Annotated in this window: 20 protein-coding genes; 7 read left to right on the top strand and 13 right to left on the bottom strand. The window is 48.6% G+C overall.

Annotated features, from left to right (window positions below; all coding sequences use genetic code 11):
- Positions 1 to 199: 199 nt before the first annotated feature.
- Together WJM45_RS07215 and WJM45_RS07210 are read right to left on the bottom strand one after the other, a co-directional pair.
- A complete protein-coding gene (locus WJM45_RS07215; RefSeq protein WP_341328287.1) occupies positions 200 to 3,262 on the bottom strand; it encodes an SMC family ATPase in 3,063 nt (1,020 codons plus the stop codon).
- Positions 3,259 to 4,404: an exonuclease SbcCD subunit D gene (locus WJM45_RS07210; RefSeq protein WP_341328286.1), complete on the bottom strand. Its 1,146-nt coding sequence runs from the start codon at positions 4,402 to 4,404 to the stop codon at positions 3,259 to 3,261. The genes WJM45_RS07215 and WJM45_RS07210 overlap by 4 nt, the downstream gene beginning before the upstream one ends.
- A gap of 421 nt (positions 4,405 to 4,825) precedes the next feature.
- On the opposite strand from WJM45_RS07210, the gene WJM45_RS07205 reads away from it, so the two are divergent.
- On the top strand, positions 4,826 to 6,130 hold the full coding sequence (locus WJM45_RS07205) for an HD domain-containing phosphohydrolase (RefSeq protein ID WP_341328285.1): 1,305 nt from the start codon (positions 4,826 to 4,828) through the stop codon (positions 6,128 to 6,130).
- Between the two features lie 433 nt (positions 6,131 to 6,563).
- Here the strand turns inward: WJM45_RS07205 and WJM45_RS07200 are convergent, their stop codons facing one another.
- Complete coding sequence (locus WJM45_RS07200; RefSeq protein ID WP_341328284.1) at positions 6,564 to 7,103, bottom strand: response regulator; 540 nt, start codon at positions 7,101 to 7,103, stop codon at positions 6,564 to 6,566.
- A gap of 131 nt (positions 7,104 to 7,234) precedes the next feature.
- Between WJM45_RS07200 and WJM45_RS07195 the strand changes: the two genes are divergently transcribed.
- Positions 7,235 to 7,951, top strand: coding sequence for a hypothetical protein (locus tag WJM45_RS07195; protein WP_341328283.1), 717 nt, complete (start codon positions 7,235 to 7,237; stop codon positions 7,949 to 7,951).
- A gap of 145 nt (positions 7,952 to 8,096) precedes the next feature.
- Here WJM45_RS07195 and galU read toward each other — a convergent pair whose 3' ends face one another.
- Both galU and WJM45_RS07185 read right to left on the bottom strand, forming a co-directional pair.
- Positions 8,097 to 8,978, bottom strand: coding sequence for a UTP--glucose-1-phosphate uridylyltransferase GalU (gene galU / locus WJM45_RS07190; RefSeq protein ID WP_341328282.1), 882 nt, complete (start codon positions 8,976 to 8,978; stop codon positions 8,097 to 8,099).
- 261 nt (positions 8,979 to 9,239) lie between these two features.
- Positions 9,240 to 10,637: a mannose-1-phosphate guanylyltransferase/mannose-6-phosphate isomerase gene (locus tag WJM45_RS07185; protein WP_341328281.1), complete on the bottom strand. Its 1,398-nt coding sequence runs from the start codon at positions 10,635 to 10,637 to the stop codon at positions 9,240 to 9,242.
- Positions 10,638 to 11,019: 382 nt separating this feature from the next.
- Here WJM45_RS07185 and WJM45_RS07180 point away from each other — a divergent pair, with 382 nt between their 5' ends.
- Positions 11,020 to 11,985: a DHH family phosphoesterase gene (locus tag WJM45_RS07180; RefSeq protein WP_341328280.1), complete on the top strand. Its 966-nt coding sequence runs from the start codon at positions 11,020 to 11,022 to the stop codon at positions 11,983 to 11,985.
- Between the two features lie 20 nt (positions 11,986 to 12,005).
- Positions 12,006 to 12,617, top strand: a complete 612-nt coding sequence (cysC, locus tag WJM45_RS07175) for an adenylyl-sulfate kinase (protein ID WP_341328279.1) — start codon at positions 12,006 to 12,008, stop codon at positions 12,615 to 12,617.
- Positions 12,618 to 12,634: 17 nt separating this feature from the next.
- On the opposite strand, the gene galE is transcribed toward cysC, so the two are convergent.
- The 3 genes from galE to WJM45_RS07160 all read right to left on the bottom strand — a co-directional run bounded on the left by galE (position 12,635) and on the right by WJM45_RS07160 (position 16,463).
- Positions 12,635 to 13,684, bottom strand: a complete 1,050-nt coding sequence (gene galE, locus WJM45_RS07170) for a UDP-glucose 4-epimerase GalE (protein ID WP_341328278.1) — start codon at positions 13,682 to 13,684, stop codon at positions 12,635 to 12,637.
- Positions 13,685 to 13,786: 102 nt separating this feature from the next.
- Positions 13,787 to 15,175 carry a TIGR03013 family XrtA/PEP-CTERM system glycosyltransferase gene (locus WJM45_RS07165; protein WP_341328277.1) on the bottom strand — a complete coding sequence of 463 codons (1,389 nt, stop codon included), beginning with the start codon at positions 15,173 to 15,175 and terminating at the stop codon, positions 13,787 to 13,789.
- A gap of 496 nt (positions 15,176 to 15,671) precedes the next feature.
- Complete coding sequence (locus WJM45_RS07160) at positions 15,672 to 16,463, bottom strand: serine protease (protein WP_341328276.1); 792 nt, start codon at positions 16,461 to 16,463, stop codon at positions 15,672 to 15,674.
- 439 nt (positions 16,464 to 16,902) lie between these two features.
- On the opposite strand from WJM45_RS07160, the gene WJM45_RS07155 reads away from it, so the two are divergent.
- On the top strand, positions 16,903 to 17,784 hold the full coding sequence (locus WJM45_RS07155; protein ID WP_341328275.1) for an exosortase/archaeosortase family protein: 882 nt from the start codon (positions 16,903 to 16,905) through the stop codon (positions 17,782 to 17,784).
- 1 nt (position 17,785) lies between these two features.
- The gene (locus WJM45_RS07150; protein ID WP_341328274.1) at positions 17,786 to 18,406 is read left to right on the top strand and encodes a hypothetical protein; all 621 of its coding nucleotides are present in this window, start codon (positions 17,786 to 17,788) and stop codon (positions 18,404 to 18,406) included.
- A gap of 353 nt (positions 18,407 to 18,759) precedes the next feature.
- On the opposite strand, the gene WJM45_RS07145 is transcribed toward WJM45_RS07150, so the two are convergent.
- A complete protein-coding gene (locus WJM45_RS07145) occupies positions 18,760 to 18,984 on the bottom strand; it encodes a hypothetical protein (protein WP_014149202.1) in 225 nt (74 codons plus the stop codon).
- A gap of 205 nt (positions 18,985 to 19,189) precedes the next feature.
- Positions 19,190 to 20,752 carry a porin gene (locus tag WJM45_RS07140; RefSeq protein WP_341328273.1) on the bottom strand — a complete coding sequence of 521 codons (1,563 nt, stop codon included), beginning with the start codon at positions 20,750 to 20,752 and terminating at the stop codon, positions 19,190 to 19,192.
- A gap of 538 nt (positions 20,753 to 21,290) precedes the next feature.
- On the opposite strand from WJM45_RS07140, the gene mgtE reads away from it, so the two are divergent.
- Complete coding sequence (mgtE, locus tag WJM45_RS07135) at positions 21,291 to 22,640, top strand: magnesium transporter (protein WP_341328272.1); 1,350 nt, start codon at positions 21,291 to 21,293, stop codon at positions 22,638 to 22,640.
- Positions 22,641 to 22,761: 121 nt separating this feature from the next.
- On the opposite strand, the gene WJM45_RS07130 is transcribed toward mgtE, so the two are convergent.
- The 3 genes from WJM45_RS07130 to WJM45_RS07120 form a co-directional block, all read right to left on the bottom strand.
- Positions 22,762 to 23,988 (bottom strand): TIGR03862 family flavoprotein, encoded by a 1,227-nt coding sequence (locus tag WJM45_RS07130; protein ID WP_341328915.1) that lies wholly within the window; start codon positions 23,986 to 23,988, stop codon positions 22,762 to 22,764.
- A gap of 113 nt (positions 23,989 to 24,101) precedes the next feature.
- A complete protein-coding gene (locus tag WJM45_RS07125; RefSeq protein ID WP_014149206.1) occupies positions 24,102 to 24,425 on the bottom strand; it encodes an iron-sulfur cluster assembly accessory protein in 324 nt (107 codons plus the stop codon).
- Between the two features lie 475 nt (positions 24,426 to 24,900).
- Positions 24,901 to 26,007: a cysteine desulfurase family protein gene (locus tag WJM45_RS07120; RefSeq protein ID WP_341328271.1), complete on the bottom strand. Its 1,107-nt coding sequence runs from the start codon at positions 26,005 to 26,007 to the stop codon at positions 24,901 to 24,903.
- Positions 26,008 to 26,014: the final 7 nt, after the last annotated feature.

Raw genomic sequence — 26,014 nt, 5'->3', positions numbered from 1 at the left:
TGCCGAAGCTAAAGCCCAAGTTATTTCGCGCCTATTCCTAAGTCAAAATAATTTCGCTCCTTACCCAGCTCTAGCTTGGGAAGTAAAAACCGGAAGTTCTGGCTTCCCGAAGCTCGCCAAAGCCATTGAGTTTGGCTTAGCAGTAACCGCTGTCTGCTAAGGAACATTAGCTTTTTTACTGATACCGGTGATTTCCGTGTCAAATAGTTATGGTGCGCACGCTGCTGCCGGTTCTGGAGCCGATGACATCGAGCCTTAGCGCCATTTGCTCCTTCAATTCGGTCACATGCGAGATGATGCCGATCATTCTGCCTGAGGCCTGCAAATCGATCAGCGTTCTTATCGCCAAATCCAGCGACTCCGGATCGAGACTGCCGAAACCCTCGTCGATGAATAAGGTATCGAGCTTGATTCCGCCGGCATAGGACTGCACGACATCCGACAAGCCCAGCGCCAACGCCAGGGCCGCCATGAACGATTCGCCGCCCGACAAGGTCGCGACCGGACGATTTTTACCGGTATAGGCATCTTCGACTTCCATCTCCAAGCCTGACGCTTTGTTGCCTTTGGCTCGGTCTTCCTTGCGCACCAGTCGGTAACGGCCTTTGCTCATCAGAGTCAAACGCTCGGACGCCTGAATCAGCACATCGTCGAGCAACACGCTCAACACGAAACGCTGCAGGCTGATCTTATCGCCGGTCTGACCATTGGCGACATCGCTAAGCGTGCCGTACACTTCGTAACGCGCCTCGAGTTCGGCTTGCGTGACGCGGGCCTGGGTTAATTTGTCTTTGACGCGGACCAACTGATTAACGCGTTCTTCAAGTTTTCGCCAGCTTTCCTCGACTTTTCGGTACCGTGCGGTCTGTTCGGTCAATTGCCCTTCGATCGCTTGCATGTCGGGTGGGGCATGGCCTGCCAAATCGGCTTGAAGTTGCTTAACGACTTCTTGCAAGCCGACCAGTTCGTCTCGATAGGCTTCGATTTCGGCTTTGAGGCTGTGCTGTTCGGGGTCGGCCATCAACGCTGAATGGAATGCGTCGGCATCGGCAAAAGCGCTGCGTGCGAGCGCATCGCGCCATTGCGCTTCGGCCTCGCTATACTGGCTTTCAAGCGTTTCGCGCTGCTGTTGTAAGGCCTCCAGCTTGCTGCTTGCCTTGTCTAGTTCCGAGTGTTTTGCGGCATAGTCGGCTTCCGCTTGAGTCAATGCATCGCTCAATGCCGTGATACGCCGATTCAACTGAGACAAAGCTTGTTCAAGCGCTTTCGGCTCCCGATAGTCTTCAGGTATTAATTTTTCCAACTGTTCCGAGTTAGATCGGGCTTGTATGAACTGTTCGTTGACGCTAGCGGCCTTCGTTTCCAGTTCGGCAAGCGTTTCAATCATGCTAGAGAGCAATCCTTTGATCGTATCGATTCGCGCGCCTAAGGTCTTTTGTTGCGCTTGCCGCTCAACGAGCCGATCGACGGTCTCGCTTACGTTAGCGAACGTATCGACAAGCGCTTGCAAGGGCTGTTCGGCCAGTTGTTCTAATTGCCGTTCCAATTGTTCGATATCTTTTCGATTGACAGCCAACTCATTCAACGCGGCATCCCATTTTTCCTTGGCGTTTTGCATGAGGTTACGCGCTTGATTTTCATCGGCGCGCGCCTGATCGACTTGGTGTTTGGTCACGAGCGCCTCGTCATTTGCCGCTACCGCCGGCTTCGGATGTTCTATACTGCCGCAAACCGGGCAAGGCTGCCCGCCTTGCAGTGCTTCGGCCAATAACGCGGCCTGTCCGAGATGCCAATGCAACTCGATTTGACGGGCTTCTTTTTCAAGCGCGTCGTAGGCGGCTTTTTGTGTTTCGAAGGCTGCGGCAAGCTTGCTCTCGTTGTGCCGTAAGCGCGTTTGCTCGTTACGCAGATCTTCCAACTGTTGACGCTGCTGGAGATTGCGGCGTTGCGCTTCCCATTCGATCCGCATCGTCGCGAGCGATTCCAATTCGCGACTGATTTCGACAAAAGCCTTGTCTTTGTCCGCCAATTCGTTAATCAGCGCTTGTTGTTCGAGTTTTCGAGCATCGAATGCTTTTCTCGCGGCGGTTAACTCTTTTTGGCGATTTTGAAGCGTCACCCTGGCCTCGGCCAGCTCCGCAATCCGGTCTCGATATTGCTGAAGTTCAATGCGCTTATGCTTCAATGCCTCGACCTCGGCGTAAGCCTGTTTAGCGGCATCGACGCTTTGCTTGGCTTCTAGTTCGTTTGCAGCGGCTAATTGAAGCGCTGTTTGGCAGGCTTGAATCTGCTCGAATAATTTTGCCTTCTCTTTCGTCTTGGCCCGATAATTATCGTAGAGATGCCGAATTTTTTCAGCTTGCAACGCGCTGTCGAGCCGATGCTGTAGCTTATCGACTTCCGGTTTTTGTGCGGCTTTGTCGGACAGCGCTTTTTGTTTGGTGTCGAGATTGTCGAAACGTTGCTTCAATGCTTGCGCTTGGTCTCTGACGCGCGCGGCCTGCAACATTTTCTGATTGGCTTGTTCCTTCTCCTCCGAAGCGGCAACAAGTTCGGGTTGCAGAGCCTCGAGCACTTCATCGACTTCTGCTTCGGATGCCATTTCGGCGCCGTGCAAAATCCCTTTGATCTGGTTTCGATGCCGTTCGACTTCTTGGCGAATACCGGCCGCTTGATTTTTTAACGCTTCTTCGATGCGTTTGTAAATTCCGGTTCGAAATAGCTGCCCGAAAATTTGTTCCCGCTCTTTCGAATCGGCCATTAGCAATTCGCGGAATTTTCCTTGCGGCAATAACATGACTTGACGAAATTGTTCAACATCCAAACCGATCAATCGTTTGACTTCGTTCGTCGCATCGGTCACGCTTTTGGCAACGATGAGCTTGCCTTCGTCGGTGCCGTCGAGTTGCCACAACTGGGCTTCGGCCTGTTGCGTCGTGGTACCTTCGCCCTTGCTCTTAGGCCGCTCTTGAACGGGAATGCGGCGAATACGGTAGTTTTCAGTCCCCAGATTGAAATCCAATATCGCTTCGGTCAGCATGTTAATATCGGCATGATCGCAACGCATCTGCGACGGCTCTCGCTCCGCGCCGGTACTTTGACCGTACAACGCAAAACAAATCGCATCCAAGATCGAGCTTTTGCCGGAGCCGGTCGGGCCGTTGATCAAAAACAAAGGATTGGGTCCGAGCAAGCCGAAATCGATACTTTCGTTTCCGGCAAACGGTCCGAATGCCTGAATCGTCAGTTTTACCGGCTTCATGCACGATCACCGTCTTGTTTATGAATAAGCGAAATCGTATGACGAATCGCCTCATCTTGTTCCGGCGTTAATGTTTCGCCGAAGACTTGCTCGAAGAAGTCCCGAAACATTTCCAACTCGCCCCGTTTGAGTTTATCGCGATTGACTTGTCGCTCGCCGGTTTCCAGCATGCCCGGTTTTTCCAAATGCAAGACATTCGGGTAGACTTCTCGCAATTTCCCGATAGGATCGAGAATCGCGTGCCGGTCTGTCAGTCTAATCAGTAAATAGTCGTCATGGTTCGGGTCGGTCTCGCCTTGTTCCAAAATCGTTTTCAATTCGCCTTCAATCGTCCGCATATCGCGTTGCGGCTGTAAAGCTAGATGCGCGGTCGATTTTAGACCGTCAATATTCAACTCGATCAAGGTTACCCCTTTCTGTTGCCTTTGTTCCGAAAAGCTATATTTGAGAATCGATCCGGAATAACGAATATGCTCCTTGCCTTTATACTGCGGACTGTGCAGATGTCCGAGCGCGACATAATCGAAATCTGCAAACGGCTCGTAATTAACGCGGTCCGCGCCGCCGATCGACAAAGGCCTTTCGGATTCGGAAGCTTCGGCGCCATCGATGAAGCAATGGCTTATTAATACATTTGGAGTTTGATCCGATGCTGCCGCCTTGATTTGTTCGACCAGAAAAGCGTGCGCTTGGTCATGCGTGGATACGTCTACGCCGAAGTGATTGCGCACCGACTCGGGATCGTTATATGGGATTCCATAGAAGCAAACCGGGCCGGCCTTGCCTTGCAAGATCACAGGCTCAGTGATTTGCGTCAATTCGCCGATGATATGAAGCCCCGCTCGGCTGAGCTGCCTGGAACCGAATCGCAGCCGTTCGGCTCCGTCATGATTGCCTGGAATCATGATGACCGGAACCTCCAGATCGTTACAGATGGTATTGAGCACTTCATCGAGCAATTGCACGGCCGATGCCGGCGGAACCGAGCGGTCATAAATATCGCCGGCAATGATCAGCGCATCGACCGACTCGCGCCTAATGTGTTCGATCAGTTGCTCTAGCACATACCGTTGATCATCGAGCAACGAAACGTTGTGAAACTGCCGGCCGATATGCCAATCGGATGTATGTATGAATTTCAAAAAATCTCCTGAGTTATTTCTCTCGGGCTATGATTAGTTAGCAGTGAAATGATAAGCCGAACTTTTTGGCTATTCTACCTTAGAGGCTCACAACTTACCCTTAACGCTATCGTCAATGCTAAGCTATATTAAAACTTAGGAACAAGCATGAGATAACGTCGACAACTTTGGAAGGGGGTTCGGTGGCTCGATTGACAGGCGTCGGCGGCAGGGCAGATTTTTGCTCCTGCAAAATCTGCATTCATGCCATCCATGGCAATCTGATAGCCGCCGTCGAGCCTACATGGATGTATTCACGGCGTCCTGTCAAGCGAGTCGCCGAACCTCCACAGTGCCTAAAACTTGTAGAAGTAAATTTGTGCATATTCCTTAATAAAAAATGTCTTAACTAACGACAGTCAATTTGCCCAGGATTCATTCTATGAACGACCCGTCAGCGGACGCAAAAAATCAGCCTACGTTATTACTCGTCGACGATGAGCAGAATATACTCAAGGCGTTAAAGCGCTTGTTCCGTTCATGCAGTTATAGGATTCATACCGCTGAAAACGGTTCGGAAGGCTTGGCGCTATTAAACCAAGAGCCGGTCGACTTGATCCTGTCCGACATGCGCATGCCGAAAATGGACGGCGCGGAATTTCTAGCCAAGGCTGCCGAGCAATGGCCGGAAACGGTGCGTATTTTGTTGACCGGTTATGCCGACATCGAATCGACGATCGCGGCCGTCAATAAAGGCAAAATCTATAGTTATTGCAGCAAACCCTGGGACGATAACGAGCTCAAGATACTGGTGCATAATGCGTTGGAGCAAAAATTCATTCGCGATGAACGTAACCGCTTATTCGCCATTGTTCAGAATCAAAACGAACAACTCAAGGAACTCAATGCTCACCTCGAAGAGAAGGTTGAACAAAGAACCGGGCAATTGAAAAAATCGTTGGCACAAATCGACAAAGCCAACAAAGCCTTAAAAAAACAATATGCCGACTCGATTAAAACCTTTGCCCGAATTATCGAAATGCGGCCCGGCATCAAAAGCGGTCATGCCAAATTTATTGCGGAAAATGGCCGAAACATAGCGCGGCTCATGCAATTGAGCGATGAAGACATCAACAACGTGATGTATGCCGGACTGCTCTTGCAAATCGGCAAAATGAGCTTACCCGACGAGCTATTGAAACAGCCGCTGTTTTCACTTTCTTGGCACGATAAAAAGCGCTATTACAAACATGCCGAGGAAGGGCAAATGATGCTAAAAGACATCCGGCAACTCCAAGAAGCCGCTTCGATCATTTATCACCAATATGAACATTACGACGGTTCAGGCATGCCGAAAGGCTTGATCGGCACGGAAATACCGATCGGCTCGCGTATCCTCGCGGTAATTCGGGACTACATTTCCTATCTCGACGGCACGCTAACCGGCGAATCGTTACCGATCGTTCAAGTCAAAAAGCATATCGAATTGAAAAAAGGGAGTCTCTATGACCCCGATGTCAGCGATATCTTTCTGCAATACCTGCCTGAATCGGAAGAGGACGATAGGCCCGTAATCGAAATGTCCTGGACTCAATTGCAAGCAGGAATGGAGGTCAAAGAAGTGTTGTGCAATGATCTACTGTATTTAAAAGACCGGATACTAACCGAAAAAAACGTAAACGATATTTTCAATTTACGAGAAAACGGAGGGCAGCTGTCAATAAAAGTTCGATTAGGCAATAAATAGGCTGTCTTCGCATTAATAGCGAAAATTAATACGACGCCAATGTCGAAACATAAGGGTACGCTGTGCATACCATCATCCTAGAAAAAGCATTTCACCATGAATATCATGAAGAAAATTTTTAAGTAATCTCTTGAAATACTTCATGTGCTTCATGGTGAAACTGCCGAATTTAGGATTAAGTTTAGGTAAACCCGTCATTCCGCCATGGATGGCAAGCTTGTGAGGCACACTGGAGTCTGAGTGCAAAAACTCCTCGTTCCCACCGCTCCTGCGTGGGAATGCATACCGACCTTACCTCGGCAACCAAGGTATGGGTTCCCACGGAGGACCGTGGGAACCAGAAACAAACTGCCGAATTTAGGATCATTGTGCCATGCGCCGACATTAGGTACGCGCGGCGTACCCTACGATTCGATTTAAATTTTTAACTCCGTTATTCATATTCATCTGCATCGATGATAATCGAACCGTCCGCGGCCCAATTGACCTTGGTAATACCGGGCTCTTCGGCTTCCAGTGCTCTTAGAATAGTCTCTTGGTCTTTCAAAATCGCTTGCTGCCTTCGAACCTGATCGGCTAAATCCTTATTTTCTTGCAATATTCGTTTATGCTCTAGCGCAACTGCAACCGCATTGATTATTTCGAGATTATTCCAAGGCTTATTAAGAAACCGGAATACGCCTGCTTCATTGATCGCATGCTGAGCGCTTTCAAGGTCTGCGAAACCGGTCAAAATCATGCGCATGGCATTCGGTTGCAACTTAATGAACTTCTTTAGGAACTCAACACCATCCATGCCCGGCATTCGATAATCCGAAATCACTAAATCGAATTCGATTTCTTTGGCTAATAGTAATGCTTCTTCGCCGCTCTGCGCGGTCACTAGCTGATAATCTCGCAAAATCCTGGATAAAGCCTTGAGAACATTTTGTTCGTCATCCACTAATAAAATTTTTACCTCACCCTCGTTCATAATCCACCCGTTTAAATCATCCTTTGCCAAAATTAAGTAATACTTATATAAAGTCTAATCGATAAAGTAAACTTAGAAACCGAAGACCCACTGAATATCAAAGATAAGACGGCTTCATATTGGAAAATCGCATGACCGATCAAAACTTACATTTTCTCTATCGTTTTTCGTTCGCCGACAATAAAGTTATTGAATTCGCAATTGAAATCGATCAAACAACGATGACCTTTACCCGTCCCCAGCTCAAGGAGCCGCCATTCTGGACCGAACTCGAATACCACCAATGCAGCAATTGCACCTTGGCAAAGGAGGAGTCACCGCAATGTCCCGTCGCCGTCAATTTGCAGCCGCTTATGGAGCTGTGCGGGACGCTAATTTCTTATGAATCGGTGGCACTAGAAGTTATCACGCCGGAACGAACGATCAGCGGAAAAACCACGATGCAGCGAGCATTAAGCTCGTTACTGGGTTTAATCATGGCCACTAGCCCTTGCCCTCATACCGAACATTTAAAGCCGATGGCACGCTTTCATCTACCCTTGGCCAGCGACGACGAAACAATTTACCGAAGTACATCAATGTATTTGCTGGGTCAATATTTCAAGTATAAGCAAGGTCTTGAACATACCTTTGAATTGGATGAACTGATGCAACGTTATCATAATCTGCAAATCATCAACAAAGCCCTTGCCAACCGTTTTAGGGCGGCAAGCACCGAGGATGCCACTGTTAATGCCATCATTCTGCTCGACCTGCTGTCGCGTTCGGTTAGTTGGTCTATCGAAGATGGACTCGAAGAAATTCGTTGTTTGTTTCAAGGCTACGGGATCAACGCCGAAACGGATTAAATCAAAGCTTTTTCGGTTTCTCCGGTCCTCCGTGGGAACTCATAGCCAGGCAGCCTGAGGCAAAATCGGTATGCGTTCCCACGCAGGAGCGGTGGGAACGAGGAAAATTCTGGCGTCAGTTGCCTAACTTATTTCATGTCCGATCTTAAATTCGGGCCGCAAGATTCTTCAGATAATCGGCAAAATCGTTTTTCAACTCTTCATGCAATAAACCATGCTCGACCGTCGCGATTAAAAAGCCGAGCTTGGAACCGCAATCGTAGCGCTGCCCTTCAAACTCATACGCCAAGACCTGTTCGTCGGCCATCAATGCAGCAATCGCATCGGTGAGCTGTATTTCTCCGCCGGCGCCTTTTTTGGTCCGTTTGATTTTATCGAAAATCGCCGGCGTCAAAATATAGCGGCCAACCACCGCTAAATTCGACGGCGCTTGTTCCGGCTTGGGTTTTTCGACAATCAACTTCACATCGCTTAGTTTCTCCGAGACCGGTTCGGTCTTAACAATGCCGTAACTACCGGTTTCAGACGGATCGACTTGCTCGACTCCCAAAACGCTACTGCGCTCTTGATTGAATACGCTAACCATTTGCCGCATACATCCACGGTCTTTGTCCTCGATCAAATCGTCGGCCAAAATAACCGCAAACGGTTCGTCGCCAACAATAGGCCTTGCGCAATATACAGCATGCCCCAAGCCTAACGCTTCGGACTGCCGAATATAAACGCATGACACATGCGGCGGTACGATATTTTGTATCATCCGTAAAGTTTGAATTTTGCCTTTTGCTTCCAGTTCGGTTTCAAGCTCGTAGGCTTTGTCGAAATGATCGACAATCGATGTTTTATTACGGCCAATCACAAAAATCATCGTATCGATACCTGCGGCGACCGCTTCATCGACCGCATATTGAATCAACGGTTTATCGACGACCGGCAACATTTCTTTCGGACTCGCCTTGGTGGCCGGCAAAAACCGGGTGCCTAAACCCGCGACCGGAAACACGGCTTTCGTGATAATTTGTTTCATCGATATCTCCTGTTAATGAAATTAAGATCTGAAAGTTTTGTATGGGGGTTATACCCTTTACTGGTCAAATTTCGGCGCCGGGGTGTCCGTCAAAGGACGCCGTGAATACGTCCATGTAGGCTCTGTGACAGCATCCCTGCTGTCAAAGCCTTTGCCGAACACCCCGGTGCCTCCATACGTCAATGCCGAAATTTGAAGTGCGGAAGGCATATAAACGCTATTGCATCGATAACCGGCAGGTCGGTCACCCTAAAATGTTTGTCAAACCCTACCATATTGATCTTGAAAACGCACAATATCGTCCTCGCCTAGATAGCTGCCCGATTGCACCTCGACCATTTCCAGAGGAATCACGCCGGGATTTTCCAAACAATGGACGGTCCCTAGCGGGATGTAAATCGACTCGTTTTCGGCTAATAGAATTTGCTGATCGCCCTTGGTAACCAAAGCGGTGCCTTTGACAATGATCCAATGTTCGGCCCGGTGATGATGCTTTTGCAAGGACAACTTGGCGCCCGGCTTGACCAAAATACGTTTGGTTTGATGGCGCTCCCCATTATCGACCGAATCGTAATGCCCCCATGGACGATAAACCTTGCGATGTAAATCGGCTTCACTGCGTTTTTGGCTTTTCAAAAAATCGACGATCGCCTTGACTTCCTGCACTTTGTCCTTGGACGCAACCAATAAGGCGTCGTCGGTTTCGACAATGACCAAATCCTGAACGCCGATAGCGGCAACCAATTTATCTTTGGAATACAAATATGAATTTTCGGTATCGACCGCCAAAACATCGCCGAACACCGCATTGCCCGCGTCATCTTTCGGCGTCACGTCCCAAAGTGCGGTCCATGAACCGACATCGTTCCATCCTGCGTCGAGCGGAATCACGACGGCATTGGCGGTTTTTTCCATCACGGCATAGTCGATCGAATCGGCCGGACAGGTCGAAAAAATATCCTTGCCGATACGGGTAAAGTCCAAATCCTGTTGCGCCGATTGCAGTGCCTCTCGGCAAACCTGTAACATCTCGGGGTTGAATTTCGCCAATTCGTCGAGATAAACGCCGGCTTTGAAGGCGAACATGCCGCTGTTCCAATAAAAATCGCCGCTTTCGATATAACGCTGCGCGGTTTCCGCATCCGGTTTTTCGACAAATGCCGCGACTCTGAATGCCTCGCCCTGTTGCGACTGCGAACGTTGTATGTAGCCATAACCGGTTTCAGGCTGTGTCGGCACAATACCGAAAGTCACTAATTGCCCTTGCCTAGCCAGTGTATCGGCGGCAATGACGGCTTGATGAAACGCGGCGCAATCGGCAATGACGTGATCGGCCGGCAAGATCAAAAGCACGTCGTCGGAAGCAACTGATAAAGCCGCCATCGCGACAGCAGGCGCGGTGTTCTTGCCGACCGGTTCCAAAATAATGGAGGCCGGTTTGACGCCGATTTCCCACATTTGCTCGGCCAGCATGAAGCGATGATCTTCATTACAAACGGCGATTGGAGGTTTGATATGTTTGAGTCCATTGAGTCTCAGCACGGTTTCTTGAATCATCGTTCGTTCGGAAACCAGCGGCAGAAACTGCTTAGGATATTGTCCGCGAGACAACGGCCACAACCGGGTGCCCGAACCGCCGGATAAAATAACAGGTATCATAGGGAAATCCTTGGTAATGATAAATTTTTAGTAACTATTCAGCGCATGCGGTAGGTTGGTGTCAGGCATTGATTTCTAAGGACGCGTGAACCCAGCACCTAAATTCCATAGGTCTTTGGCAATGATTCAAAATCATGGCTTATTTAGGTGCTGGGTGAATACATCCCTGTAAGCTCTGACTGCAACGTCCTGTTGCAGACAGCCTTATAAATCAATGCCTGACACCTTCTCATACATGACTTATGCTGAATAATTACAATTTTTTACAGACAACGATAAAGATTATAGCGGGTTTATCTAACCTTTTCTTTTAGGCAGTTGGTATCGCGCCGGCTTTTGCCTATACTTTGCCTTCCATTGTTTATTATTTAAGGAAAAACGAATGCGCTTCGATGTTTTCAATGGCGATGCCGACGGCATTTGCGCCTTAATTCAGCTTCGACTTGCAGAGCCTGCAGACACGCTATTGGTGACCGGAATTAAGCGCGACATCAATTTGCTTGAGCGCGTCGACGCTCGAGCCGGCGACAAAGTCGTGGTGCTGGACATTTCATTGGAAAAGAATCTGTCCTCGCTCCAGCGCATTCTGGATCAAGGCGCCGAAGTATTCTATGTCGATCATCACCGGCCCGGGGACATACCCGATCATACCGCATTAACGGCTCTGATCGATACCGATGCCAATGTCTGCACCAGTATACTCGTCGACGGTCATTTACAAGGACGCTACCGGGAATGGGCCATCACGGCCGCCTTCGGGGATAATCTAGATCAATCGGCCATGCAACTGGCCAACGGACTATCATTGTCCGAAGCCCAAACCGAACAGCTCAAACAACTTGGCGTGTGTATCAATTACAACGGTTACGGCAGTTGCATTGAGGATCTACATTTTCCGCCCGCCGAACTGTATTTAGAAATGGCCGGTTATTCGTCTCCGTTCGATTTTATCAATGACAAAGCCGTGATTTATAATCGCCTTTTAGATGGTTATAACAATGATCTGGCGCACGCCAAAAGCATCGCGTCCGAATATAGCACGGCCTCAGTGGCAGTTTATATCCTGCCGGACGAAGCTTGGGCCAGACGCATCAGCGGCGTTTTCGCCAACGAGCTAGCAAATGATCATCCCGACCGGGCTCATGCGATACTGAGCCATAACCGCTCGGGCGGCTATTTGGTCAGCGTTAGAGCTCCTCATACCAATAAAACCGGCGCCGACGAACTTTGCTCGATGTTTCCTAGCGGAGGCGGACGCAAAGCCGCAGCCGGTATCAATCATCTGCCGATAGAAACTCTCCCGCAATTTATCGATCGCTTCGAAACACATTATTCATCCTTTCGTTAATTCATTCCCATCAAATCAATATGACTCAAAAAAGCACCGATACCGTGTGGCATAACGCCACTATCACCCGTAACGACAGAGAAAAACTACATAAACACAAAAGCGTGATACTGTGGTTTACCGGCTTGTCCGGTTCGGGAAAGTCGACATTGGCCCATGCCGTCGAAGACTATTTGCATCGTTATGGTTGTTCAACCTTCGTTTTGGACGGCGATAATGTGAGACACGGCCTTTGCAGCGACTTGGGCTTCAGCGATGAGGATAGAGTAGAAAACATCAGAAGAATCGGTGAAATCGCCAAGTTAATGATTGAAGCCGGTGTGATTACATTGACGGCTTTTATTTCGCCATTCCGCGCGGATCGAAGTTCAGCACGGAAATTGGTCCCTCACGGCGATTTCATCGAAATCTATTGTCAATGTCCGTTGGAAACCTGCGAACAAAGAGACGTGAAAGGCTTGTATAAAAAAGCGCGTGCCGGCAAGATTCCTTTTTTTACCGGTATCGACTCGCCTTACGAGGAGCCCGAAAAACCCGAGCTGATAGTCAATACGCATGCACTCTCGCTGGACGAAAGCGTTCAAGCCGTGATGAAACTATTGCTGCAACGCAGCATAGTAAGGCCCGGCTAACGATTAGGGTTTCTTGATTAAGCATACCCCTGCGGATTTCGACTTTGCCAGCGCCAAGTATCTGCAACCATATCTTGCAGATTTTTTTCGCTATGCCATCCGAGCTGCTGTTGCGCAAAAGCCGGATCGGCATAGCATTCGGCGATATCGCCGGCACGTCTTGGAACGATTTTATAAGGCACCTTTTGACCGGTAACCCGCTCAAAAGCTTGAACCATATCGAGCACGCTGTAACCTTTCCCGGTACCCAAGTTGAACGCCGTGCAAGCAGCTTGACTGGTCGGGTAGGCAAACAAGGCTTCAAGCGCTTTCAAGTGACCTTTCGCCAAATCAACAACATGGATATAATCCCTAACGCCGGTACCATCATGCGTAGGGTAATCGTTTCCGAATACCGACAACTCCGTCAATTTACCGATCGCCACTTGCGCAATATAGGGCATGAGATTATTCGGTATGCCATTAGGGTCCTCACCGATCAGGCCGCTTTCATGCGCGCCTATCGGATTAAAATACCGCAACAAAGCGATTTTCCAGGGGATTCCAGAATCCTGCATGCAATCGGCTGCCGATAAATCCCTAAAAATTTCCTCGATAAACAACTTAGTTCTTCCGTACGGATTAGTCGCAGACAACGGAAAGCTTTCTTCGATAGGCACTTTATGCGGATCGCCGTAGACCGTCGCCGAAGAACTGAATACGAGATTTTTGACTCCAGCTTCCGTCATCGCTTCGGTCAACACCAAAGTACCGTAAATATTATTGTGGTAATACTCCAGAGGCTTAGCGCACGATTCCCCAACCGCCTTGAGCCCGGCAAAATGAATCACCGCATCGATAGCGTGCTCATTGAAAACTCGGTTCAAGCCGCTTCGATCTCTAATATCGACTTGATAAAACGTAAACGGTTTACCGGTAATTGTTTCGACTCGGTGCAACGCCTCTGATTTACTGTTCGATAAATTATCGACTACGACGATTTCAAAACCGGCCAGAAGCAGCTCTACACAAGTATGACTACCGATATAGCCGGCACCGCCGGTCACTAAAATACATTTTTTATTCAAACCAACCTCTCCAAACTCCTCACCCTTCCTCTTTCATCTTTCATCTTTCATCTTTCATCTTTCATCTTTCATCTTTCATCTTTCATCTTTCAATATAAATTCTCACCTAGCCCCCTTCCCCCAAACAACAATTTCAATCGTATGTAGAATGATGCTGATATCTAAAAATAAACTGTAATTTTTGACGTAATAAAGATCGTACTCGAGCTTCCTAACCGTATCGTCTTCGCTAGCACCGTATTGATAAGATATCTGCGCCCATCCGGTAATGCCGGGTTTGACGCGATGCCGCTCCGCATAATAATCGATCCGTTCAACAAACCCTTCAACGAATTCGGGTCGCTCGGGCCTAGGCCCGACGAAGCTCATATCGCCGGTCAAAACATTAAAAATTTGAGGCAATTCGTCGATACGGCATTTCCTAATGAAAGCGCCGACTTTAGTGATCCTATTATCCTTTTCTTGAGCGAATTGCGCGCCGTTCTTCTCGGCATCGACGACCATGCTGCGGAATTTAATGACTTCGAAATTGCGATTATTTTCGCCGACCCGGACTTGCCGATAAAAAATCGGCGCCTTGATTCCGCTTTCGATCAAAATCGCGATCGAAGTCATCAACATGATGGGCCAGGCCACCGCCAATAAAATCAAGCTGACTACAATATCAAAAAATCTTTTGCCTATTGACCGTAGCCCGCTGACCGCGAAACCATCCGAAAATAGAAACCAACTCGGATAAACATTTGTAAGAGATACAATCCCTCGCTCTCGTTCGAAAAAGGTAACTAAATCTACTACATCGAAACCCGACATTTTGCAATCGAGTAGCTTAGTCAATGGCATGCCTCGACGTCTATCGTCGATCGCCAACACGATCTCATCGATATTCAAATCTTGAGCGACCTCGTTAAGCGACTTATCTTGCTTGATCAGCAAACTCTCATCGATGCAACACAATTCATCGGGCAAAGCTACGAAACCGGCAATATTGAATGATTTATGTAAATAACCGGCATTTAATTCGACCAATTCTTTTGCTTTATTTCCGCTACCGACGACCAATACTTGTTTTTTAATCCTATCGATTTTGGAATAACGATAAAAAAAATACCGAATCAACATCATGCCTAAAAAGGCAAACACGATAGAAACGCCCAATACGCTCCGTGCGATCAAAAAATTAGGAAAAATGTAATAAATCGACACCACGACAAAGATGCCGACGCCGAAACTGAAGCTGACCCGCGCCAATAAATCGTATTCTTGGATACCTAAATTTCTCCGGTATAAACCTAGCGAGATATTGCATAGCGTAAAAATTGCCGCAAAAATCAGACTGGCATTAACGATATCGGATTCCGAATACCAGGAAGGCTGATAAAGAAAACGCACCTGGCTACCCAGATACATTGCAAAATAAAACATGACCGCTTCAAAAACGAGCAACCATAAAAACGCGCTAGAAATATAATGACGAAAAATCCTGATCATATCGATTGCCGATAGTCGGTTTCAAAACGGAGAGTTATAGAGCATTTATTCACAAGCTTAAAAAGTTCAAAGCATAATGTTATGGAGGGGTAAACAAATTTACACGAAAGACCCGACCCAGTAAGTTTAGCCCCATAAGACCGCGACGGCAAAATATCTTCCACCTTTAACGGGACAGTGAGCGGTGAGCGGCGAGCGGTGAGCGGCGAGCGGTGAGCGGCGAGCGGTGAGCGGTGAGCGGCGAGCGGTGAGCGGCGAGCGGCGAGCGGCGAGCGGCGAGCGGCGAGCGGCGAGCGGCGAGCGGCGAGCGGCGAGCGGCGAGCGGTGAGCGGCGAGCGGTGAGCGGTGAGCGGTGAGCGGTGAAATGATGCGGCATTTAATCCATTTGTCAAGCGCTAATTTCCTCTTTCCTCTTTCCTCTTTCCTCTTTCCTCTTTCCTCTTTCCTCTTTCCTCTTTCCTCTTTCCTCTTTCCTCTTTCCTCTTTCCTCTTTCCCCTACTTTTCAACCTTACTCAACAATTGTCTCAAATAAACCGAAGGTATCGCATAGGTAATGCCGCTAGGCTGGGACAGCACCTGCTCCTTGCTTTCCTTGACAAAAACTTTGTTAATGATACCGACCACTTCACCTGATTCAGGATCATATAGTGGACTACCGCTATTTCCCGGATAAGCGGTTGCATCGAGTTGAAACACATCATAGGGATTACGTAAGCGCTTAAGCATTTTTGTGTTCAATTGCCTAGATTGGATAACAGGAATCGCCATCGGCGTAATAGCCGACACGATACCTCGATGCGTTACCGGAAAAAGCCCAAGCACCATTCCTATCGGATAACCGGTAAAGGCGTACAACTCTCCTTCTTTCACTTTACCGGAATTACCAAGTCTCATCGGCGGCAACCGAGCATTACCGGACAGCTTGAGAATGGCTAAGTCATGTTCGGGATCGGTCGCAATCTGTCTTACCTGAACCATTTGATCCTTACCGCCGCGACGAATAAAAACCGCTAAAGACTCTAAATGCCCTTCATCCAATCCCTTTGCTACCACATGTGCGTTGGTAACGACTAAACTGCCATCGCCGACGGCAAAACCGGTTCCTAAAAACAGCCCCCTGGGACTGCGCGTTCGTTGAAAGGTACCGACAACGACTATGCCGGGCTTAATTTTTTCAATCGTGGCCGGTAATGAATCGGATGCTAAACTTGACGTCGAGCACATCACACCGAAAAACACCGCTAAAATAAGCCCAAAAAAATCATAACTTCGACGCCGACTAACCAAATCAATTCTCCAATTCAACTCAATGCCCACTCTATCATTGTTGCCCAAATCCAAAAGCAGCCCAATTCACTATTTACTATTCTCGGCTATCTATTTAAGCCGGGACGGTTTGAACATTGTTCGCTGAGCGGAGTCGAAGCGAACAAGGCGATTGGCTTCGACTCCGCTCAGCCAGCAGCTCGATTTATCCGCTTTACGAAAAGTCAATCTGTCCCATTTAAAATTTGGAGACTCTGCTAACTGCTAACTGCTAACTGCTAACTGCTAACTGCTAACTGCTAACTGCTAAAATACTAACAGCGCTAGTGCAAACGTTCACTAAAAAGAATTATCGAACTAAAACTTATCCGATGCTTGGTGGCGTTTCGATTATTCTGCTAGCATGTGCAACGCTTGGAACATCATGATTGGAAACCATCCAACAACCCGGTTACAAAATATGATCAGTTATCCTCCTCATTTATCTAAATCGACTCATGCAACAGACGCCCTCGCATTGAGAGAAACATCAATGCTTTGGCTATGCGCCGGCTTGTTGATTTTGGTTTTTACTCCGACAATCTTCTGGCTTATCGAACGCTGGACGATGAGCGTATGGCATAACGGTCACGGCATTCTGGTCGCCTTACTGGTTATTTATCTAGTCTGGGGAGAATTAAAAAAACGCAAGAACTTGCCGAGAAGCGCCAATCCTTGGGGGTTTGCAATACTACTTCCGGCGCTAGCGGCGCATATGCTGGATACCGGCATGCATACCCAGCTATTGTCGGCCGCCGCACTATTTTTGGCGCTACCGGGACTCGCGCTGCTGTTTCTGGGCACCGAACGCAGCAAAGCCATTATCTTTCCGTTGGCTATACTCTTCCTCACTTTGCCGATCCCATTGGTATTTACCGAATCGATACACATGACATTGAGAATCATTGCCACGAAAAGTGTGGCGTGGTTACTCAAATTATTCGGTATTCCGGTTTATTCTTACGGAACAGTTCTGCAAGTCGAAAACGGCGTACTGCAAGTCGCCGACGCCTGCAGCGGCTTTTCTACGCTATATGCGGCAATCACGATCGCGATTTTAACGGCGTATTTCTGCAACAGCATTCGCCGGCGAATCTTACTGCTACTCATTGCCGCGCCGCTGGCCATTGGCGTTAATATCGTTAGAGTGCTGGTACTGACTCTACTTGTCAACTGGTTCGGCTTGGATGTATTAAAAACTTCGGCGCATGAAATTTCCGGCTTAATGACTTTCATGATTGCACTACCGGTTATTTTCATGATCGGCCAAAACCCTCCCGAAACTCCGCAAACAGAGAATTGACATGCTAATCCCCCGTTATGCATTGCCTGTCTCGTTGATCCTTTCAATTGCCTTAATACCGACTGTCATCCACAACTATTTCGGCTTAACGGATTTAGACAGCCGTTCGGTACAAGCCATAGATCAGGATTTGGGCCGGTTCAGTTCGCATCCGACCAAAAGAAATCCGAAGTGGGGGGAACTGACCTTCGGTGCCAGCGAGTGGATCGAACGGAGCTACCAAGACGGCGTGAGCCGACCGGTACGCCTATTTGCCGCACGAGCCTTCGATCATAAACGCCTCTATCATCATCCGGAATTGGCGCTTTCCTATGGCGGCGACTTCGAGAACCAGGGGCTAATCATTCTTTCTGGAGAACCTCGCATTCCTGTCAGGATTCTTCGAAGCAGAAGCGGAAAGGGTCTGGTCGCTTATGCATTACATTATCAAGACCGCTTTATCGACAACCCGATTCTGCATCAGATTCAAGAATCATTGAAACTTCTGATAAGCCCGAGAAAGCCGATCACATTATTTTACGTTTCTGATGCCCATACTCCTGTTGATCAGGATTTTCAAGACACATCGGCATCCCTGTTGTTGCAAAAGACAATCGCCGACTTTCTAGCTCAGCCTGAATAGGATTGTGCTTTAAAACCTTTTGAAGCTTGTCGTTCTTGGCATGGTGAAGTGAGGCTGAGCCGGCATTCACGATACGCCGGCCCAAAAAGAAGAACTTTACCGGTAAACCGGCTTTGATTACTGTGAAAGTTCGTAGATTTGGGTTCGTTATCTAAATTTTTGATATTCAACACAATCCCGGTTCCGGAGAGGGTGCGGTTGCTCGATCGACAGGCGTCGGCGGCAGGGAGCCGCCGTCGAGCCTACATGGACGTATTCACGGCGTCCTGTCGGGCGAGTGACCGTACCCAGCCATCCCTCGCACTTTCATTTGCCGGGGCGATGACCAGGCCTTCATGAACGTTACTTAACAATTAAAAATCCAAATCAAAGTCATCGATATCGCCGAACTCTTCTTTTAATTTGCGTTTTTCCCAATAAAGCTCAATTTTTCTGCGCGCATCTACTTTGTCATAAGCCGATTTAGCTTTTTTACCGGCTATCAATTCATCTGAATCATCGATGCTGCCAACCTCATCTTCATCCTCATCTTCAAAATCCATATCATCCGACAAAACGTCCGACGTAGATCCTGCCATAAATAATACCCTCAAGAAAAAAATTGCTTTTTATCGCGATAATTTTCAAATGTAAAGTATTTTTTAACGACCGAATGGAAGGTATTTTTCAGCGGACAATAACCGTACCGTAACCATCCGGATTTTAATGACTTTCTTAAGCTAGCGCTCGCAGTAAGAAAAACGAGACGCATGCCTGCTAACTGCCAATTATGATCAGCATTGATCAGTAGTAGTTCCATTGCAATTGCGCGCGCACGACATCGCCCTCTGCCTGACCGAACGCGCTGTTATTCATATTGGTTCTATCCATATGCGAATAGTTTACGACCAATTCCAACGCTTTCATGACCTGCCATTCGACACCGATCTCGAGCTCGTCGACTTCCATTTTCGGCATGTTCGCATTGGCCTTCCACATGCCGCGATAGGTTTGCCATTTGACATACGGAATCCAGGTACCGTAAAAATCGTCTATCTTGTACATCGCCTGCACATAACCGCCGCTGAGAGACGTTTTTTCGATGGTTGCAGTATCGACATTCAAAGCGCCCGCATTACCCCAGTTCCACTCTGCCTGGAAACCGAACGGTTGCGGGAAAAGAATTGCATGGACGGCTACGCGCTCTTCGGTAAAGCTTTTGTTTTTTCCGCTATTTGCTTCGATTGTGCTTCCCGATATATTGATCGAGTTATCATATGTCTTAAAGTTTCCATAAGTCGGCTTGAATTTACCGGAATAAGCATCGGCACCGATTTCAAGAACCTGGCCTTTCAGAGCGTCGCCCATGAAGCCTAGATCGAACGGATAAGTCGAATGCGCGACGAAATGCATGCCGTCGTTGGTTTCTTCTTTATTCAAACTTTGGCCGTTATAGACACCGACACCGAGAACACCGTAATCGCCCGAAGTTTTCAGGCCTTTCTTGCTCAAGTCTTTCCAAAGTTTCTGGACATGCGTCGGCGTGTAGTAAGCAAACAAGCCGAGATCGCGCTCGCTCGGCACCGCACTATTAAGCGCATCGTTTCGGTCCAACGCGAGTCGGTTTTGCGATGATTGTAAATTTTCCCAACCAAACGGTACTTTGGATTGGCCTGCGCGAATACGGTATTCATGATCTTTCGTCAAATAAATATCGGCATAGGCGTCGCGTAACTGAACGTAATGCAAACGAGTCTCCCCGCCACTCTGATTGCGTACGCTTGTCGCGAAATCAGGCTGAATGTATAGATACAAAAAATCACTGATATCTCCATATATCACTAAGCGCGCTCGGCGTAACGTAAAGTTCTGATTGTCTTTAACCCCGCCATCCATTACCGAACGCAATTCGGGATTAGTGCTGCTACCGCCCACTCGATCGCCTGTAAAGGCATGGTTATAGCGTAATTGGGTATAACCTCTCAGATTGATCCGATCGAACCAATGATCGTCAACTTTTTTCCTTGGCTTACGCGGCGTATGTACGCCGGCACGCGTATCGACATGCGGGTCGACATCGACGGCACGGACTCGCGCCATCTTGACGTCCATATCCTCAGGAAGCGTTTGCTCGCCTTGCATCCTTTCTGTGGCTGAAACCGCTTGATTTGCGATAGCGTTATCGGCTTTTGCCGACGCCTTGTCGTCAACTCTTTCGAAATCGCCTAATTTCGTCCGATTAGGCCCCGGCTCTGCATACAGTTGTTTCGTTTCGTTATCAACATAGAGTTCCAGCGCCGAAGCGCCGGGAGACGCCGTTACTCCCATTACCGACAAAATTGCAACCGTTAAATTTTTAAATTTCATAATGATAAAGATGTCATCCGGTGATAATGTTTAACCGGCCGCCATAATATGACTGAAATGTTACAATTTAATGACAAAGAGCAAGCCTCTGATTATTCCTCAGCAATTCCCAATTTGAGAATAAAAAAGGGTGCGGAGTGTGCTTGGCGAGGATGTCGGCGGAAGGGCATATTTTTGCTCCATGCAAAATCTGCATTTACGCCACCCCTGGCATTCGAACGCTGCTACCAAGCGCCCATAGATGGGTTCACGGCGGCCCTCGATAAACACACACCATGCCTTTTATTCTTAGGTGGTTTTCAATCAAAAGGGAGTATGAAGGTCACATGGAATTGCGGCTACTTTATCGTTCGATTGACAAATGTTAAAAGCATTCAGTAAACTCATTTCGCTCGCAATAGCATATTAATCGCCAGACTGGTCTCTTAGCGGACCACCAACCCCCAACATGCTTTCCAAACCTCGCCCCGGCAGCAAACTATTCCGGGCTCGCGAGTTTTTGCATTATCAAACAAGCATCCACAAGGAATTGTCGATCATGACTCATCCGATCATCGAATCATTTCTGCGTCACTCGATCGAGCGTAAGGATTATCAAGTTGTTCGGCAATTTTTGGAGGAATTTCAACCGGCCGACCTATGCGATCTAATCCAGCAAGAACCCTTACCGACCGCGCTGGATATCCTGAAGTTTTTGTCTTATGAACGACGCGCCAGGGTGTTCGGTTATTTACCCAATACATTGCAGGAACAACTCGCCGCGGAAATGAGCGACGACGACGTATCGTTGTTGTTGAAACACATGGACGCCGACGAAGGCGCCGATTTATTGAATCTATTGCCTGAAGAACGCCATGACGGCGTGTTACGTTCGATCGCAAGAAAAGAACGCGAAGACTTGCGCCGTTTGGCCAGCCATTCCGAAGGCACCGCCGGCGCGATCATGACCAGCGACTATGCGGCGATCCCAGCCCATGTAAAAGTTAGCGAAGCATTAAATATCGTCCGCACGACCGCTCCAGGCGCTGAAACGATTTATCAAATTTTCGTTACCGACGGCCAGCACCAGCTTTTAGGCACAGTATCGCTACGCGAACTAATTTTGGCACCGCAAACGGCCAAAATCCAAGACATCATGACAACCGATATCGTCACGGTTTCAGTCGATGCCGCACAAGAAGACGCGGCAAAAATCATCAGCCGCTACGACTTACTGGCCTTGCCGGTCATCGATAGCGAAAGTCGTTTGGTCGGCATCATTACTTATGACGATGCGATGGATGTCGCCGAAGCCGAAGCCACCGAAGACATGCATAAAAGCGCGACAATCGGTAATCTGGAAGGCAATTTTCGAAACGCTCGTCTACTCACACTCTATCGCAAACGCATCGTTTGGCTCATTTTACTGGTATTCGGCAACCTATTCTCCGGAGCGGGAATCGCTTTTTTCGAAGACACGATCGCAGCATACGTCGTTCTGGTGTTTTTCCTGCCGGTTCTGGTAGGCAGCGGCGGTAATGCAGGATCCCAAGCGGCGACCTTAGTGATTCGCGGCTTGGCGACCGGCGATGTCGGCATTAAGGACTGGGGACGGCTATTGGCCCGGGAATTGATCATTGCTTCGGGATTGGGCTTAACGATGGCAATGGCTATTTCTATGGTCGGTCATTTCCGTGGGGGCGATGAAATTGCGCTGGTCGTCGGGTTAAGCATGGTGTCAATTGTAATCGTAGGCAGCCTTGTCGGTATGTGTCTACCGTTTATTCTGAATCGCTTAGGCTGGGACCCTGCCACAGCCAGCGCTCCACTGGTCACAACCATAGCCGATTCGGCCGGCGTATTGATTTATTTCTCGATCGCAACGGCAATATTGGGGTTGCCGGTTTAGCGGTGAGCGGCGAAATAATGCGGAATTTAACCCATTTGTCAAGCCCTAATTTCCTCTTTCCTCTTTCCTCTTTCCTCTTTCCTCTTTCCTCTTTCCTCTTTCCTCTTTCCTCTTTCCCTGCTCACCGCTCACCGCTATCCAACTTCCCCAACCATTCCAAAACACCGTGTCCAGCCGCAAATCCGCTCGCAAAACAAGCCGTCAATAAATAGCCGCCGGTCGGCGCTTCCCAATCGAGCATTTCGCCGGCACAAAATACGCCTGGCATATCTTTCAGCATCAAACAGTCGTCGAGCGCTTCGAACATCACGCCACCTGCGCTACTGATCGCTTCGTCGAGCGGCCGGGTTGCCGTTAACCGAAGCGGTAATGCTTTGATTTTTGAAGCCAATCGATTCATATCGCGATAATCGTCCGAATCGGCTAATTCGCGCAGCAATGCGGCTTTAACACCTTTTATGCCGGCGGATTTTCTTAAGAAATTGGCCAGAGAATTTTTGCCTCGCGGTCGGGATAATTTCTTGATCAAGGCCTGTAAATCGGTTTCGGGTAGTAAGTCCAACAGCATCATCGCCGCACCGGTTGCATCGATTTGCTCGCGCAATTGCGCCGAAAAAGCATATATCAAGCTACCTTCGACACCGTATTGCGTAATAGTAAACTCTCCACTTAAAGGATGCGAGATACCGCCTGCAGTAACGCTTATCGCTACAGATTTGACCGCTTGCCCGGCAAAAGCCTCGCGAAATCGATCGCTCCAGGCCGTTTCAAAACCGCAATTCGATGGCCTAAGAGGCGCTACAGGAATATTACGATTAACCAAACAATCAACCCAAACACCATCCGACCCCAGTTTCGACCAACTACCACCGCCCAATGCCAAAACCGTAGCATCGGCACGAATCGATTTTTCGCCTTGTGGCGTTAGAAATTTCAACTCGCCTGTTTCGGACCAACCTTGCCAACGGTGACGCATGTGAAAATTCACGCTTGTTTCACGCAAACGATGCAACCAAGCACGCAGTAAGGGCGCTGCTTTCATGTCGGTTGGAAACACGCGCCCGGAGCTGCCGATAAAAGTTTCGACACCGAGATCGCGCAACCATTTTCTAAGTTGATCGGGACCGAACGCATCGAGCATCGGCTTGATGACGCCGCCACGCTTACCGAAGCGCGATAAAAAAATATCGTAGGCTTCGGAATGCGTAATATTCATACCGCCCTTGCCGGCCATCAAAAACTTACGCCCGACCGACGGCATCGCATCGTAAACATCGACTCGAACACCGCTTTGACTTAACGCTTCAGCAGCCATAAGCCCGGCAGGCCCGCCGCCTATAATGGCGATAGCGGGAGAAGCTAATTGACGAAAAGAATTCAGGTGAGACTGATTAGGAAGATTATGCACAAACCGGATTGATTAGGAATTGACGCGCAACCATTTTCTAAAGGGTATTCACATCACACCGAGAAACTTTCGCCGCAACCGCACATGCCGGTGACATTCGGATTATTGAATTTGAATGCTTCATTGATGCCTTCGCGGCGATAATCCAACTCGATTCCATCGATCACGGCCAGATCGTCTTGCGTCGTAATGACCTTGACCCCGTATTGCTCGAACACCCGATCGCCTTCATGAACTTCATCGGCATAATCGATCGTATAGGCGAAACCGGAACAACCGGATTTTTTGACGCCTAATTTCAAGCCAACACCGCTGCCGCGTTTGTCCAATTGTTTTTTAATTTGTTTTGCCGCGCTCTCGGTTAAAGAAATCGCCATTCAACACCTCTTAACGTTACTGTGAAAGTTCGTAGATTTAGACCCATTATCTAATTTTTCGATATACAAAACTCAGTTCTGGCAATGCCGGTTCCAGAGAGGGCGCGGTTGCTCGATCGACAGGCGTCGCCGGCAGGGAGCCGCCGTCGGGCCTACATGGACGTATTCACCCAGCACCTAAAAAGCCATGATTTTGAATCATTGCCAAAGACCTATGGAATTGTAACTATTCAGTCCCCCGAAAATTATCGTTCCCACGCTCTGCGTGGGAACGCCTGAGTACCGCTCCAGCGGTACGAGACGCTAGAGCGTCTCGGTCTTCATTCCCACGCCGGAGCGTGGGAACGATAGGGGGTGTGAATAATTACATAGGATTTAGGTGCTGGGTTCACGGCGTCCTGTCGGGCGAGTGACCGCACCCTCCGCCACCAGAGATCTTTCATTTGCCGGGGCGATGGCCGAGCCTTCATGAACATTAGGTTCGATTCAAAATAGTTTTTAAACATTTCACAAAATCGGCAATATCCGCTTCGGTATTGGCTTTACCCAAACTGACGCGCAAAGCGCTTTTGGCTAAATCCCGGGAAACACCCATCGCCGTCAACACCGGACTCGGCATGCCGCCGCCACTAGCGCAAGCCGAACCGCTCGATACCGCAAAGCCTTTTTTATCGAGTTGCATCAGCAACATCTCACCATCGACGCCGTCAATCCCGAATTGCACGGTATTGGGTAATCGCTCTACCGCTTGACTAAAAATAGTAGCGTTCAATTCCGCCAACCCCTGCTCCAACGACTGCCTTAAATCAAGCATTTGGTTTCGCCATTGCGTCATTTCAGACAGGGCCAATTCTGCCGCCTTACCGAAACCGACGATTGCCGCGACATTTTCGGTACCTGCTCGGTAACCTTGCTCTTGACCGCCGCCGAGTTGCAAAGGTTCCGGTACCATGCCTTTTTCGATGATTAACGCGCCACTGCCTTTGGGGCCGTAAATTTTGTGACCGGATATCGACATCAACTGAACATTGAGCGAATCGAACGCCACCGGAATTTTTCCGACCGCCTGCACCGCATCGGTATGAACTATTGTTCCCTGTTCGCGCAACACGCCGGCCCACTCGGCGATAGACTGTATCACGCCGGTTTCATTATTAGCCAATATCAAAGAGGCAAAATTAGGCCGGTTCGTACAGCATCGCTCGAAAGATTCGCGTTCGAAGATACCGTTTTTATCCACTGCCAGAACATCAACCGAGCAACTACGATTTCGCAAGCGTTCGACTGGCTCCGTAATGGATGGATGTTCAATACTGGAAATCAATAATCGCGAATGACTTTCGATCGAGTTTAATGCCAAATTATTCGATTCGGTGCCTCCGCTGGTAAAAAGTACCTGACCGGGAGAGACTCCGACGAGCGCGGCTACTTGCTCCCTAGCTGTTTCAATCGCGCTACGCGATAATCGACCGATCCGATACAGAGCCGACGGATTGCCGTAAAAGGATTTCAAAAACGGTAGCATCGCCTCTAAAACGCGCTCATCGAGCGGCGTCGTCGCATTATGATCGAGATAGACCATGCTTTCG

This window comes from Methylotuvimicrobium sp. KM2 (assembly GCF_038051925.1).
GTDB lineage: Bacteria > Pseudomonadota > Gammaproteobacteria > Methylococcales > Methylomonadaceae > Methylotuvimicrobium.
This window is presented reverse-complemented; position numbering and strand designations above follow the sequence as displayed.

Excerpts from the sequence above, each read along its gene's own strand:
- WJM45_RS07215 (WP_341328287.1), bottom strand. The coding sequence starts at position 3,262 with ATGAAGCCGGTAAAACTGACGATTCAGGCATTCGGACCGTTTGCCGGA.
- WJM45_RS07195 (WP_341328283.1), top strand. The coding sequence starts at position 7,235 with ATGACCGATCAAAACTTACATTTTCTCTATCGTTTTTCGTTCGCCGAC.
- mgtE (WP_341328272.1), top strand. The coding sequence starts at position 21,291 with ATGACTCATCCGATCATCGAATCATTTCTGCGTCACTCGATCGAGCGT.
- WJM45_RS07185 (WP_341328281.1), bottom strand. The coding sequence starts at position 10,637 with ATGATACCTGTTATTTTATCCGGCGGTTCGGGCACCCGGTTGTGGCCG.
- galU (WP_341328282.1), bottom strand. The coding sequence starts at position 8,978 with ATGAAACAAATTATCACGAAAGCCGTGTTTCCGGTCGCGGGTTTAGGC.
- WJM45_RS07125 (WP_014149206.1), bottom strand. The coding sequence starts at position 24,425 with ATGGCGATTTCTTTAACCGAGAGCGCGGCAAAACAAATTAAAAAACAA.
- cysC (WP_341328279.1), top strand. The coding sequence starts at position 12,006 with ATGACTCAAAAAAGCACCGATACCGTGTGGCATAACGCCACTATCACC.
- WJM45_RS07165 (WP_341328277.1), bottom strand. The coding sequence starts at position 15,175 with ATGATCAGGATTTTTCGTCATTATATTTCTAGCGCGTTTTTATGGTTG.
- WJM45_RS07200 (WP_341328284.1), bottom strand. The coding sequence starts at position 7,103 with ATGAACGAGGGTGAGGTAAAAATTTTATTAGTGGATGACGAACAAAAT.
- WJM45_RS07140 (WP_341328273.1), bottom strand. The coding sequence starts at position 20,752 with ATGAAATTTAAAAATTTAACGGTTGCAATTTTGTCGGTAATGGGAGTA.
- WJM45_RS07155 (WP_341328275.1), top strand. The coding sequence starts at position 16,903 with ATGATCAGTTATCCTCCTCATTTATCTAAATCGACTCATGCAACAGAC.
- WJM45_RS07120 (WP_341328271.1), bottom strand. The coding sequence starts at position 26,007 with ATGGTCTATCTCGATCATAATGCGACGACGCCGCTCGATGAGCGCGTT.
- WJM45_RS07180 (WP_341328280.1), top strand. The coding sequence starts at position 11,020 with ATGCGCTTCGATGTTTTCAATGGCGATGCCGACGGCATTTGCGCCTTA.
- WJM45_RS07145 (WP_014149202.1), bottom strand. The coding sequence starts at position 18,984 with ATGGCAGGATCTACGTCGGACGTTTTGTCGGATGATATGGATTTTGAA.
- WJM45_RS07150 (WP_341328274.1), top strand. The coding sequence starts at position 17,786 with ATGCTAATCCCCCGTTATGCATTGCCTGTCTCGTTGATCCTTTCAATT.
- WJM45_RS07205 (WP_341328285.1), top strand. The coding sequence starts at position 4,826 with ATGAACGACCCGTCAGCGGACGCAAAAAATCAGCCTACGTTATTACTC.